Below are 14,274 nucleotides of genomic sequence, written 5' to 3' on the forward strand. Positions count from 1 at the left end.
GTTTTTAGGATTTGGCTTGTTGTTTAATAAAATTAACTGAAGGCGCAAAAAATGCGCCGCCAGATTCTGCGCTCATATAATCTAACAACCTGTCATACATGCCCTGCTCAGTACCAAAAATCATACTTCTGAGCATTTTTTTGAAGGGCTGTGGACTGCTTGCACAACTGACAAACATAGTACCTTGTACTGTCATATCACCAAAAGGCATACCCTGTCGCAACAAGGTAATTTTTTCTTGGTTATCAGCACTAAAATTACTACGTTTAGCGTGAGCATAATCCGCCAACTGAGAAGGCTCAAAAGGAGTATTACTGTTTTTGGCACAGCCCATCACATCCTCTTGGCTAGACTCATGTAACATCTGCCATTTAGGCATATTAAATTGATACTTTTGCACATGCAGATAACTGCCTCCAGCAAAGTCAGGATCGTCATCACCGACCACCGCCACCGCAAATTTATGCATGCCTTTGGGATTATGGGTAGCTTGGATAAATCCGGTTAAATCACGTCCATCCAGATAACGAAACCCCCTCACTTCTTCCAGCAGATCGACATGAGGCTGCAATATCTGGCAAATCTCAATACCAATAGCATGACAAATATCCATTCTGTCGGCACGAATTTGGATAAACAAATCACCGGGTGAAACAGGCGCATTACGATCTTCACAATGCATATCAGGAAAGGGGGCTAACTCAAGGGGGATCAAACCAGGATAAAGCTCGTGCCAATAATGTGCACCAACTGCCAAGATACCTGAAACCATGGCTTCATAGTGCTCTTCATCGTAGTGAGTAAACAGCTCCAGAATATAAGCCAGCTTAGACCGCATAGCCTGATCATCATCATCTATCACATTTAAGATCAAATAGAGGGCGTGCAAATTAGGCTCTGCACAAATGCCTTTTTGAGCTTGGGTCATACGTGGCTGTTTACCAATTTACTGAGCTAACTGTAGGGTATTATTGACTTTTTTAAAGATGATTGCACTGTAAAAGACTCGATTAAGCAGACATAAAAAAGCCCCGTAATATACGGGGCTATGGCCATCCTGGCGGAGATAGTGAGGGTTTCCCCTCTGCTACCAATGGGTCGTTTCTTATTATTATCCCATTTAACTCATTTTATGCTTTTATTCGTTTTAATTAGTTACGTGTGATAGCGAAGTCTGGATAAGCTTCCAAACCACATTCACTGATATCAACACCTTCAAACTCTTCTTCTTCGCTGACACGAATACCAATCACGGCTTTAAGAATCGCCCAAACCACCAAGCTCACTACAAATACCCATACAAAGATAGTTGCCGCACCGATAAGTTGACCAGAGAAAGAAGCTCCGCCATCTTCAGTTAAAGGATTAGTGATAGGTACTAATAACAAGCCTAATAAACCAACTACACCATGTACTGAGATAGCACCGACTGGATCATCAATTTTCGCTTTATCTAAGGCTAAGATACTCAGTACAACTAAGACACCGCCGATTGCGCCAAATAAGGTTGCTTGCAGTGGAGAAGGAGTCGAAGGTTCTGCAGTAATTGCTACCAAACCAGCTAACGCACCGTTTAAGGCCATGGTTAAATCGGCTTTCTTAAACAATATTTGCGCCATGATAAGTGCTGCAACCAAACCACCAGCTGCTGCTGCGTTAGTATTCAAAAATACTACGGCAACTGCATTGGCGCTTTCAACACTAGCGAGTGCTAACACTGAACCACCGTTAAAACCAAACCAACCCATCCACAAAATAAAGGTACCTAAAGTCGCCATAGGCAAGTTTGCACCAGGTATAGCATTGGCTTTACCGTCAGCAGTATATTTGCCTTTACGAGCACCCAGCAACAATACACCAGCTAAAGCGGCAGCCGCACCAGCCATATGGACAATGCCTGAACCTGCAAAGTCAGAGAAGCCAAGGTCGCCTAAAGTGTACATACCAAATACGGCGTCGCCCCCCCAAGTCCAGCTACCTTCCATTGGGTAGATAAAGGCCGTCATTACCACAGCAAAGGCTAAGAAAGACCATAACTTCATACGTTCAGCGACAGCGCCAGACACGATAGACATGGCCGTTGCTACAAACACTACCTGAAAGAAAAAGTCAGATGCGGGTGAATAAGTATCTTCATGTGCAGCCACACCGTCACCTAATATGCCATCTAGGAAGGGCGTTGCAGCATGTAAACCATCAGGTCCACCGTACATTATTGAATAACCGCAAATCATGAACATGATGCAAGAGATTGAATAAAGCGCGATGTTTTTGGTTAAAATTTCAGTGGTGTTTTTAGCTCTGACTAAACCGGCTTCCAGCATAGTAAAACCAGCCGCCATCCACATCACTAACGCACCACAAATTAAAAAGTAAAATGTGTCGAGGGCATAGCCCAATTCGAATGTAATTTCCATGGTTATCTCCTTAACTACTAAATGGCTTCGCCATCGATTTCACCAGTACGAATACGTACGGCATGCTCTAAGTCATAGACGAATACTTTACCGTCACCGATTTTTCCGGTTTTAGCGGAAGACACTATGGCCTCAACTAAACGTTCAACGTGATCATCTTGTACGGCAATTTCGAGCTTTACTTTAGGCAGAAAATCAACTTGATATTCTGCACCGCGATAAAGTTCTGTATGACCTTTTTGACGACCGAAGCCTTTAACTTCAGTAACTGTCAAACCATCAATGCCTATTTCGGAGATTGCTTCGCGCACATCATCAAGCTTGAAAGGCTTAATGATCGCTGTTACTAATTTCATGGTGTTGCTCCCAGTGTTTTTTGATTTTGTATTGCAAGTCGCTGCAGAAAACACAACAAGTCCTATGCCACAAATTATTTATTATATTTATCAAATACTTATACTAAAATAACAGAAGCTTTAGTTGTTTTTTTGCACGATATTGGTTCACTAAATGTATTTTGAACCAATTTGGTGCTTAAGGTGTTTTGTATGACTGTGCATACCCCTTATCATTAGAATTGCACAACGGCGGCGAACGAGTACAACCAACAAGCATGCAGTTTCAAGGATGAAGGGTATATACCCAAGCTACTTGAAGATACAGGATTCAGTGGGAATTAAATCCGTTTTAGACAAGGCAAATGCTTGAAGGTCTAGTGGACTAAATCGAAAGTATTTAACGCAGTGTAAAACGGATTTAAACCCACCGGTACGGCGCTTCTTCAGGTTGTTTGGGTATATAACCAAGCAAGCTAAAGTGCTAGTGCACGCAGACCGAGTCATCACTGAATTCAAACTTAGCAGTCGTTGTTTTCCGACTAAATCACTTAAACTTGCTGACCGAGCTTTTTGTTATAAAATTAACGAGGTAGGCAATACAACCTTAGTTTTTTACTAAGAGGATCAGCTATGCAATATGAAATAAGCGTAAACGACACTTGTGTATCGGTGATATTTGAGGGTAATTTGCGCGCCATTGATCTCATTTTTATGTATCGGGATCCACACTACCGTGAAGCTATTCTTGGCAAAAACGTTTTATTTTTAGACTTTAGTAATGTAACAGGCTCTGAATTGACAGCGGAAGATACTCAAGGTTTGTTACTGATGAGCAAATTAGATCCACAAAAAGCGAAAAACATGCAATTGGTTATTTTAGTTAACCCTGGCAGAGCAAATAACATAAGCAAACTATGTGAAAATATATTTAGTGACAGTAGTTGGCATGTCAACGTATGTGAATCCAAAGAGGCCGCATTAAAATTACTCTAAACGTCTATAGTGACGGGCCTGCGCAACAGGGAACTTTTAGGGTAATATTGGCTCTATGCAATCATGTTTTCATTGTTATTGAGTAAATTCGTTAAGTGCCAATGCTACAAAAACACAAATTGGTGCTTACCGTATTCGTTTCAGTACTTATTCACGTCCTGCTATTTAGCCTGTTGTATATGAGTAAACACGCAAACAAGAAGCAGTTACACGAAGAAATTGAACCTCGTCCCATCAGCGCTACGCTTTATTATTACACTCCTCCTGTTGCCGTTGAGATTGAACAGCCCCCCCAACTTGAACCTGAGCAAACAGTACTTGAGCCCATCGAAGCAGAAGTACTTCCTGGACAAGAAGAGGAAGAGCTTGAATTAGTCGAAGCAGAAACACCAGCAGAGCAACCAGAAGAAAAGGTTGTGCAAACCATTGCTCCACCACCATCATCAATAAGCAAACAACCAGTCGAATCGACCAGCAAAAATCAATATACGTTGCCAGTGCAAGATTTGGTGAAGGGTCAACTACATAATTATCAACAAGACAAGTTAGATAAACTCGCAAAACAGGCGGCAACAGAATATCGTCGGCAGTTAACTTCGCCAACACTGTTAAGCAAACCTCAGGATAGTTTTGTCACAGAAGAAGAAAAATTTATACAAAAAATCACGACCAGTGTGGATTGTAGCTCTGCAACCAATCAGACGATAGCCATTGTCATGGGGATAATGGGCGGAGCAGTTAAATGTAGTGAGCCTCCACCTTTTGATTCCTTTATTCAGAAAAGGCTCAACAAAACCGCTGAATTACCCGCGTTACAGCAGTAAAAAACAACTGTTTCGAGCACCGAGTTTCTAGCTAAAGCTAAAGCAAAACCGCTGTTTCTTTCACTTGCAGCTCGAAAATCCACAACTAATTACCAAACAGCTTTTCCCACAGACTTTTGGGTTTGTCTGGCACCACTGGCTCACCGATGCATTGTAAAGGTGCCAAAGGTAAAGCCGCCGTTATTGCCGGCAAACTCACAGTGTCTTTACAGCCAGCTTTACTTAGCTCACCTGTTGCAGTATCAAAATGAGCGATCCCAAGGCCGTTAGGAAAACGTCGTACCAAGGATTTAGGCGTTTGGCGTTTTTGATAATCAATAAAAATCTGCATGGCACCGCTGGCACCACTTAAATTAACCGGCTGATTGTCATCTTTACCAATCCAAGAGGTGATCAGCATATTATTATCAAAACCGCTAAACCAACTATCGCGATAATCGTCCGTCGTGCCGGTTTTTCCCGCCATATTGATTTCTGGAAACTGCTGATGAACCTGCTTCGCCGTGCCTTCTAGGGTCACTTTATGTAAAGCATAGTTGAGCAAGTACGTCGCTTGTTCATCGACTCGTTGAATGGCTTGCTGCTCAAACTGCCACAACAATTGATTGTCGGGCGACATAATGGCGGTAATGCTATGCAAGGGAATGAAACGTCCGTTATTGGCTAAGGTCTGGTACATCTGATTCACTTGCACCGGACTAAAATTAACTGCACCTAGGGTTAAAGCGGGATATTGGCTTATCTCCTCTTCCACTCCCAGACGCCAAAGTGTGTCGGCAACCGTACCTAAACCCAGCTCCATGCCTAAACTAACCGTCGGTACATTGAGTGACTGAGTCAAAGCTGACAATAAAGGCACCTTGCCACGAAACTTCAAATCGGAGTTTTTAGGCTCCCACATTTTACCTTCACTGCTTTTCATCTTGATGGGTTCATCAACAAGCAAGGTCGCTAAGTTATAGTCGGCAGCTTGTTCTAGGGCGGTCAGATAGATAGCCGGTTTTATCAAAGAGCCTATCGCACGTTTAGCATCCAAAGCGCGATTAAAGCCCGCATATTGTGCCTCCCGCCCGCCTACTAGTGCTCTGATCTCGCCTTTGCTTATATCAGTCACCACCATAGCGCCTTCAAATTGTTTTTTAGACATGCGCTGTTCTTGTTTACTGACCTCAGTCGTCACTGCTTGTTCGGCTTTAAGCTGGGCATTAGTATCCAGCGTGGTAAACACTTTGAGCCCAGATTGACGAATATTTGGATTAATTAAGACGTCACGTAAATCTCGCCGTACTTTGTCCATAAAGGCAGGATGTTTGTCTTTTTTTAAACTCGCACCTGAGGCCAGTTGCAGTTTCTTAGTGACTAAGGTTTTATAATCATTGGGTGTGAGTAAATTATTTTCAAACATTAAGCGCAAGACTAAATCTCGGCGCTCTTTTACCCGCTCAGGGTATTTTCTTGGGTTATAAAATGAGGGGCCTTTGATGATGCCAACCAAGGTGGCCATTTCATCTATGCTCAGTTCGTTAATCGGCCTGTCGAAATAAAAATAACTGGCTAAACCAAAACCAAAAACACCATTGTTACCATTTTGACCTAAAAAGACTTCATTCAGATAGGTTTCAAGGATCTCTTCTTTACTGTACCTAGCATCAATAATCAGTGCCATCACTGCTTCTTTAGCTTTACGAGTCAACGATTTTTCATTGGTTAAAAACAAATTTTTAACCAATTGTTGAGTTAGGGTACTGGCACCTTGCACTGCACGGCCAGCGGAGATATTGGCCATAAACGCCCGAACGATGGATAAAGGCGCAATACCATGGTGCTCATAAAAGTCCTGATCTTCGACTAGAACCAAGGCTTGCACCAAGGCCTGGGGTACTTCATCTAAACTCACCAGCATGCGATCTTCAAGACCAGTATTAACCAAACGAGCGACTAACCAAGGCTCCAAGTAAATGCCATTTATCTCTTGCCCCGTAGGAAGCTCAACAATTTTACTGATCCTATTGTTTTGCAGCGTCAATTCAAAAGGGCGTAGCGCCTCCCCACCATGAGGAAAATCAAACTTACGTCGGTAAATCCTCAAACGTTGACCAAGAACCTGATACTCCCCCGAACTAGTGGCTCGATTGACCTTGCGGTAACCCAAAAGCTGAAGTTCATCGTTTATTTCACCCAAGGTGATTTCTTGTTTTACTTCTAGCTGTAATGGGCGAGCAAAAATTTGTGCTGGAACCTGCCACTTGTTGCCCGCAAATTTTATGCTGATCAGACTGTTTAGATAAATCCCATAGGCTCCACCTACCACTACAAACACCAGCAACAGTTTCCACCAATGACGCCACAACCAGCTAAATGGGTTGATACGTCGCCAAAGTGATTTCCTTAAAGACTCAGATTGTGAAGATTTAGAACTAGTAGCCTTAGGCTTTACAGCTTTACTCATTGGGGTAAGGTCATATTCTTTTTAGTTGTAGTGGTTGCGGGTGATTTGGCGGGTTCATCTGGCCAAAAGTGACGAGGGTAACGACCTTTCATTTCTTTTTGCACCTGTTTATAGCTGCCCTGCCAAAAACCAGGTAAATCTTGAGTTGTCTGTAAAGGACGACTCGCAGGCGATAACAGCTCAATAGTGACTAGGATCTTACCATGAGCGACGGCCGGATGTACTTGCGTACCATACAATTCTTGCATTCTTACTGCCAATGTTACGCTGCCGTGCTCACCATATTCGAGTTTATGCGCCCGACCACTCGCCACTGTTAGTTGAGTAGGCAACAGAGTCTCCAGTTTGTTCCACTGCTGCCAGTCAAAGAGATTTTTTAACAAGGTATAAAAATCCAGTTTGGCTAGTTCGGACCACGTCATCATTGTTTCGGTGTAGGGCAATAACCAAGTGGCTAAATTTTTCAATAAAGCTGTTTCAGATAAATCTGGCCACTCATCTTGGGTCAATAATTGTCTGGCCAGCCTGCATCGGTGTTGCAAAGAAATACACGCATCGTTAAAGGGCAAAGCCGCCATCCCTTTTTGGAGTATTACCTGCTGCCAAATTGCACTGATTTGGATTGCAGATGGTTTATCCATGGCCTCTTTTTGCAGCACAATACTGCCTAACTTAGTTTGCCGACTGGCACTGATCCGTTGTTGATTATTATCCCACTGCACCATGTCTTCGCGGCGCAGTGAGCTGGCAAAATGCTGTTTAATTTGTTGCAAACTTAGCGCTTCAGCATAACGAATTTGCGCGTCATCCTGCTGTTTGTCGGTCGTCATCATGGCTGCCACGACTAACCATTCTTGGCCTGTCAATGGATCACTATCTGCTAACACTGCACCCGAGCCATTTGCCAATAAATAACGACTATTCTGCCGAGTTTTAGCTATCCATTGTCCAAAACCATAAGCCAGCACGATGGCCACATCTTCAAGTGGCCACTCACAATAGTCGCTGTTTAGTTTGTTGTACCATTGTTTGATTTGCTGCCAGATACTGTGCTGTCGATGGTGTTGTAGGTAAGTTAAACGCGCACTGAGCATGGCGCCTGCTTGGTAATTTAAGGGATCTTTGCTTTCCATTAAACCAGCAATAGCACAAGCCATACTCAAGTGATGTTTACTCAGTTTAGCACTTTGCAGCAACATATTGGCAATACTAGGATGGCAGCCCAAAGCATGCACCTGACGCCCTAAGGCCGTAAGTTTAAGAGCCTCATCTAACATGCCCAGCCCGTGCAAATATTGTTCGGCCTGACGCAATTGAGCGCTAGTAGGTTTATCAATCAAGGCCAAGTCACTCACTTGCGTACCCCATATCGCAGTCTCAAGTACCAAACCCGCCATATCACTTTGCAGTATCTCGGGAGTCGCTTGAGCGCTCATACGCTGTTGCTGCTCACTACTCCATAAACGGTAACAAGTTCCTGGCCCCAAACGTCCTGCCCGACCTGCACGCTGTGTAGCCGACGCTTGGGAAATAGCCTGACTTTGCAGATGAGTGATGCCGCGATTGAGCTGAAATAGTGCGGTTTTTTCAATGCCGCTATCCACTACCACCTCAATACCTTCAATGGTTAAACTGGTTTCAGCAATATTGGTGGCTAAGACAATTTTGCGTTTGCCGCTGTTATCAGGTAACAAGGCCGCTTGCTGCTGCTCTTTTGGCAATTCGCCATACAAACTATGGATAGCCAGCTTTGAACCAAGTGCCGAGTTGAGCTTATCCGCCACCTTTTTGATATCACCGGCACCGGGCAAAAACACTAGCATGTCCTGTTGATGCAGAGGCAAAACCTCAAGGATTAAACGCGAGATTTTGTCCGCTAGTGGTTGTCTGGAGGTATCAGGACGATACACAAGCTCAACCGGAAAACTTCTGCCTTTGGACTCCAATATCTGAGCTTGTGGAAGTAGTTGGCTCAAAGACTGAGTATCTATGGTGGCCGACATGACCAATAAACGTAGATCATCACGTAAACCTTGTTGCACTTCTATACACAGCGCCAATGAAAAATCCGCATGAATACTGCGTTCATGAAACTCATCAAAGATGATCAAGCCAATTCCCGGTAACTCAGGTTGCTGCTGCAACATGCGAGTGAGAATACCCTCTGTGACGATTTCTAGTCGGGTGTTAGCACTTACTTTACTTTCGCCCCTTATACGATAACCGACAGTTTGCCCAACGGCCTCGCCTAACTGCTCAGCTAAATAGCGCGCAATATTGCGTACCGCAATCCGGCGGGGCTGCAACATAATGATTTTTTGCTGCTGAAATAATGCTGACTTTAATAAACTCAAAGGTAAATGCGTGGACTTGCCAGCGCCCGGAGGGGCCACAACAATGGCATCGCCGCTAACTAATTGCTGTTGCAGTTGCGGCAAAATTTGTTCGATGGGTAACAAATAATTTCTCTTTGCGGGTAACGTAATATAGTCAAAATAGGGTTTGCCCAAATCATCGGTCAAACACTCAGTGTGTTAAGTTTACATTTCTTCGGATCCTCTTTACATTAAAACCTCTACAATAAAAATAAAATCAGGACAGACAATGGCATTAAAAACCTTGGCAACTATTACCAGCATTTGTTTATTAAGCGCATGCAATCCCTCGAAAACGACAAAACAATCCCAAGCAGAAGATAAGGCAGTCATGACTACCAGAAGTACTGAAGCACCGCTTTGGTTAGAAGAAGTAGAAGGAGAACAGGCTCTAACCAAAGTTAACGCTTGGAATAAACGCACGCTGGATAAATTAACCACCGATCCTCGTTTTACCCAGTACCAACAAGCCGCCTTAGACATTGTTAATGCCACCGACAAAATCGCCTATGGCTCGTATCGCGGTGACAAAGTTTACAATTTTTGGCAAGACGAAACTCAGGTCAGAGGTCTGTTACGTCGTACCACCCTAAGTGAATATGCTAAGACTCAGCCCGCGTGGGAAAACTTGTTAGACATTGATGAACTCGCTAAAACCGAAGGAAAAAACTGGGTGTATAAAGGCTCAGAATGTTTACAGAGTAACTATGATCGCTGCATGTTGTCGTTATCCAATGGGGGTAAAGATGCGATAGAAATGCGCGAGTGGGATCACCAAACGAAATCCTTTGTCAAAGATGGCTTTACTATTCCTGAATCTAGAACCGGTATCAGTTGGAATAATCAAAACAGCATCAACGTGGCGACCAACTGGGGTGATAATTCGCTGACCGACAGTGGTTATCCTTATATCGTTAAATCCCTGCAACGAGGCCAAGCACTCAGCGAAGCGCTAACCCTATATAGCGGTGTAAAAAGCGATGTAGGCGTGTTTCCCTTCTCGTTAAAATACCAAGACAAACAACTGAGCATGTTAGTGCGTGCTATTACTTTTTATGAATCAGAATATTTCTGGTTACCGGAAAACGCTGCAGCACCTATTCGTTTAGCAATACCCAATACTGCAAACGTCAACGGTATATTTAAAGGTCAGCTAGTTTTGAGCCTTAAACAAGACTGGCAGCCAGAGGGCAGCGATATCACTTATAAAAGTGGCTCACTGGTCTCTTTCGACATGCAAAAGTGGTTAGAAAATCAAAAAATCACTGGGCTGCAATTGGTTTACCAACCAGCAGAGCGTGCCACTTTAGACGGGGTATCAATTACCGCCAACAAAGTCGTGATTAGTTTACTCGAGAACGTGGTGAACAATATTTATGTCTACGACTTCGTCGACGGCCACTGGCAACATAACAAACTCGCACTGCCCGATAATGGCACCATGTCGGTCTCCTCGGCCAATCAAGACAGCGATATAGTGTTTATCAATCAGGAAAGTTTTGTCTCGCCTGACACCCTGTATCAAGTGGATGTCAGCAGCGCAGACATTAGTGCGATTAAATCTATTCCTGCTCGTTTTGATGCCTCAAACCTAGTGGTTGAACAATTTTTTGCCAGCTCAAGCGACGGTGAAAAAATACCGTATTTTGTGATCCACAAACAAGATATCCAATACGATGGTAGCAACCCAACCTTGCAATATGCTTATGGTGGATTTGAAGTTTCTATGAAGCCGAGCTATTCAGGAATATTAGGTAAAAATTGGTTAGAGCAAGGCGGTGTTTATGTGTTGGCTAATATCCGGGGTGGCGGTGAATATGGCCCCGCTTGGCATCAGGCGGGTTTAAAAACTAAACGCCAGATCATATTCGATGACATGATTGCGGTAGCAGAAGACATCATAGCCAAAAAAATCACCTCGCCTCAGCATCTGGGTACCATGGGTGGCTCTAATGGCGGTTTGTTGATGGGTGTGATGTATACTCAACGACCTGATTTATGGAATGCTGTCGTCTGTCAGGTCCCCTTATTGGATATGTTGCGTTTTCATAAACTACTGGCCGGTGCCTCATGGGTAGGTGAATACGGCAGCCCAGATATTGCAGAAGAGCGGGCCTTTTTAGAAAAAATATCACCCTTACACAATATTGATCCAAATGGAAACTACCCCTCGATACTCTTTGTTACCTCAACCAAAGATGACAGAGTCCATCCTGGACACGCTAGAAAAATGGCCTATATGTTGGACCAATACGGCCACGACTTTGAGTATTATGAAAACATTGATGGTGGCCATTCTGCTTCGGCTAACCTAAAAGAAACGGCCAAACGCACGGCCCTTGAATACACCTTTTTAAGCCAAAAATTAATGTCCAAAACTAACTAAGTAAATCCACATCAGCTCGCGACTACACTGCAATGATGTATAGTTGCGAGCTAATCACCTCTCTCTCTATTAAGTAAAAACGTTATGCGTGCTTTTTTAGGTCTCGAACCCGATGCTAAAACCAAACTCGCCATTGATGCTTGGCGTAACAAAGCCTTGCCAGATTTGGCGGAGTTTGTTCCCCCCGCCAACTACCATATTACTTTGGCATTCTTAGGCCAGCTTTCGCTGCGCCAACAAGACAATTTGCAGCAACTGATTGATGACATGAAAGAGCCATGTCAATTTAAGGTCAGCCTCGATACAGTGGGTTACTGGCCTAAACCCAAAGCCCTGTGGCTAGGTTGCCAACAGACCGCCAGCAAACATCTCAGTTTGGCCACTCAGTTAACAACGCTGGCACAAGGTGCCGGTATCAGCATGTTAAAAAGAGACTATCAAGCGCATTTAACTCTGGTGAGAAAATGTGCGGCAAACCCACCAGCACCTTTAATAGATCCACAATTTAGTTGGCTCGCTCAGGACTTTCATCTCTATGAATCCCTATCCACACCAAAGGGGGTCACTTATGTCATCAGAAATAGCTGGCGCTTAGTACCAAATATCTCAAGGGCTAGATGAATTTGATTCGAAAATCGTTTATCGCAGCACACCGTTATTGGCCTTTTTTCAATTGTGACCTTTAACATTGTCCAGCAGCATGCTCAAAAAAGGAGTTCACTATGAAAATGTTTATTACTTTAATCACCTTATCGATGTTGAGCTGGCCAACACTGGCCTTAGATATTTATCAACAAGCGCTAGCCAATAGCCAACGACCCGAGCAGGATCTCGAAGCTGACCCCAGACGTAAACCTGAACAAGTCTTGGCATTTTTCCAACTTAAACCCGGTCAGAAAGTCTTAGATTTATTCTCTGGTGGTGGTTACTACACCGAACTGGCTTCGATTGTTGTTGGTGAGCAGGGCCTCGTGGATGCTCACAATAATAATGCTTACCTTAAATTTATTGGTGAAGAAAAATTACTTAAGCGTTACCAACATCAACGTTTAAACAACGTCACACAACTACATCAAGAAGCCAATGATCTAACCCTGTGTGAAGACTGTTATGACCGTGTTTTGATGATCCTCAGCTTTCACGATTTATATTATGTGGATGAAAAAAGTGGCTGGCCACAAATTCACGCATCCTCATTAATGGCTAAAATCCGCCGCTCTTTAAAATCAGGAGGACTCGTTGGGATCGTCGATCATAACGCGATAACAGGCGCCAGTATTGAAGTTGCGCAGAGTTTGCACCGCATTGATCCTAAGCTTATCAAAGACTACATGACGCAATGGGGTTTCAGCTTTAAAGCTGAGTCAACGGTTTTGGCAAATCCACAAGACAAAGGTGATCTACCTATGTGGGATCCGAGTGTCAAAGGTCACACTAACCGAGCAGTTATGTTATTTAAAAAATAATCTTGTAGACTTTGGAGGAGTTGAACAATCCTCGCGCCATGCTCACCCATTTTCCTTATGCGTTATACACATTAGTTCTTTACTGCCAGCAAACAACAAGGTGAAAATGGCGTACAAGTTGTTGAAGTAATTTAAGGGAAGTAATGCAACAAACATTCAGATTAGTCATCGATTGCCCCGATCAAGTGGGTTTGGTAGCTCAAGTAAGTCAGTTTTTAGCCAGTCACAATGCCACCATAGTCGAAGCCAATCACCATACCGATTTGCAAACGGGCCGCTTTTTTATGCGCCACGAAATTCGCGCCGATTCAGTCAGTATCAGCTTGGATAAAATGCAGCAGGCGTTTAGCCCCATTGCTGAAAAGTTTGCCATGAACTGGAAACTATCTGATTCGTTACGCAAGCAAAAAGTGGTGATGCTCGCCAGCCATGAATCTCATTGTTTAATGGATATCTTACATCGTTGGCATAGTGGTGAATTACACTGTGATATCCCCTGTATCATTGCCAACCATCCACAAATGAAACAATTTGCTGACTGGCACAATATTCCTTTTCACTGGGTGGATTTTAAAGATCAACCTAAAGAACAAGCCTTTAAAGAAGTTGAAAAACTCATTGATGCTTATCAGGCCGACCTTACTGTACTTGCGCGTTTTATGCAGATCATCCCTGATTACTTGTGCCAAAAACTAGCCGGTAAGGCGATCAACATCCATCACAGCTTTTTACCCTCTTTTGCTGGCGCCAAGCCTTATCAACAAGCTTACGACAGAGGGGTTAAGTTAATCGGTGCCACTTGCCACTATGTTACCAGTGACCTAGATGAAGGCCCCATTATTGAGCAAGAAGTGATGCGTATCAGCCATAGCGACAGTTCGGCTGACATGGTGCGCAAAGGTAAAAATTGTGAAAAAACCGCCTTAGCCAATGGTGTGCGTTACCACTTAGAAGATCGGGTAATTATTCATAAACATAAAACCGTCGTGTTTGCCTAGCGTTTACTCAGGTTACTAACGGTGTTGT

11 protein-coding genes are annotated in these 14,274 nt (G+C 43.6%); 6 read left to right on the plus strand and 5 right to left on the minus strand.

Annotated elements, in window-relative coordinates; translation table 11 throughout:
• Positions 1–4: 4 nt before the first annotated feature.
• The 3 genes from AX660_RS11275 to AX660_RS11285 form a co-directional block, all read right to left on the minus strand.
• Positions 5–928, minus strand: coding sequence for a Dyp-type peroxidase (locus AX660_RS11275; RefSeq protein ID WP_068376502.1), 924 nt, complete (start codon positions 926–928; stop codon positions 5–7).
• A gap of 223 nt (positions 929–1,151) precedes the next feature.
• Positions 1,152–2,417, minus strand: coding sequence for an ammonium transporter (gene amt / locus AX660_RS11280; protein WP_068376504.1), 1,266 nt, complete (start codon positions 2,415–2,417; stop codon positions 1,152–1,154).
• Between the two features lie 17 nt (positions 2,418–2,434).
• Positions 2,435–2,773 carry a P-II family nitrogen regulator gene (locus AX660_RS11285; RefSeq protein ID WP_068376506.1) on the minus strand — a complete coding sequence of 113 codons (339 nt, stop codon included), beginning with the start codon at positions 2,771–2,773 and terminating at the stop codon, positions 2,435–2,437.
• 612 nt (positions 2,774–3,385) lie between these two features.
• Between AX660_RS11285 and AX660_RS11290 the strand changes: the two genes are divergently transcribed.
• Both AX660_RS11290 and AX660_RS11295 read left to right on the plus strand, forming a co-directional pair.
• Complete coding sequence (locus AX660_RS11290; RefSeq protein ID WP_068376508.1) at positions 3,386–3,748, plus strand: hypothetical protein; 363 nt, start codon at positions 3,386–3,388, stop codon at positions 3,746–3,748.
• Between the two features lie 179 nt (positions 3,749–3,927).
• Positions 3,928–4,572, plus strand: a complete 645-nt coding sequence (locus AX660_RS11295; protein WP_068376510.1) for a hypothetical protein — start codon at positions 3,928–3,930, stop codon at positions 4,570–4,572.
• A gap of 85 nt (positions 4,573–4,657) precedes the next feature.
• On the opposite strand, the gene mrcB is transcribed toward AX660_RS11295, so the two are convergent.
• On the minus strand, positions 4,658–7,021 hold the full coding sequence (gene mrcB / locus AX660_RS11300) for a penicillin-binding protein 1B (RefSeq protein WP_068376512.1): 2,364 nt from the start codon (positions 7,019–7,021) through the stop codon (positions 4,658–4,660).
• Entirely contained in the window at positions 7,018–9,543 is a 2,526-nt protein-coding gene (gene hrpB, locus AX660_RS11305; RefSeq protein WP_327082850.1) for an ATP-dependent helicase HrpB, read from the minus strand. The genes mrcB and hrpB overlap by 4 nt, the downstream gene beginning before the upstream one ends.
• Positions 9,544–9,625: 82 nt before the next feature.
• On the opposite strand from hrpB, the gene AX660_RS11310 reads away from it, so the two are divergent.
• The 4 genes from AX660_RS11310 (at position 9,626) to purU (ending at position 14,246) form a co-directional block, all read left to right on the plus strand.
• A complete protein-coding gene (locus AX660_RS11310) occupies positions 9,626–11,782 on the plus strand; it encodes a prolyl oligopeptidase family serine peptidase (RefSeq protein WP_068376514.1) in 2,157 nt (718 codons plus the stop codon).
• An 84-nt stretch (positions 11,783–11,866) separates the two neighbouring features.
• A complete protein-coding gene (gene thpR / locus AX660_RS11315) occupies positions 11,867–12,403 on the plus strand; it encodes an RNA 2',3'-cyclic phosphodiesterase (protein ID WP_068376516.1) in 537 nt (178 codons plus the stop codon).
• 101 nt (positions 12,404–12,504) lie between these two features.
• Positions 12,505–13,248, plus strand: a complete 744-nt coding sequence (locus AX660_RS11320) for a class I SAM-dependent methyltransferase (protein WP_068376518.1) — start codon at positions 12,505–12,507, stop codon at positions 13,246–13,248.
• A gap of 143 nt (positions 13,249–13,391) precedes the next feature.
• Positions 13,392–14,246 carry a formyltetrahydrofolate deformylase gene (gene purU / locus AX660_RS11325; protein WP_068376520.1) on the plus strand — a complete coding sequence of 285 codons (855 nt, stop codon included), beginning with the start codon at positions 13,392–13,394 and terminating at the stop codon, positions 14,244–14,246.
• The last annotated feature ends 28 nt before the right edge of the window (positions 14,247–14,274 follow it).

Origin of the sequence: Paraglaciecola hydrolytica (assembly GCF_001565895.1) — a bacterium.
GTDB lineage: Bacteria > Pseudomonadota > Gammaproteobacteria > Enterobacterales > Alteromonadaceae > Paraglaciecola > Paraglaciecola hydrolytica.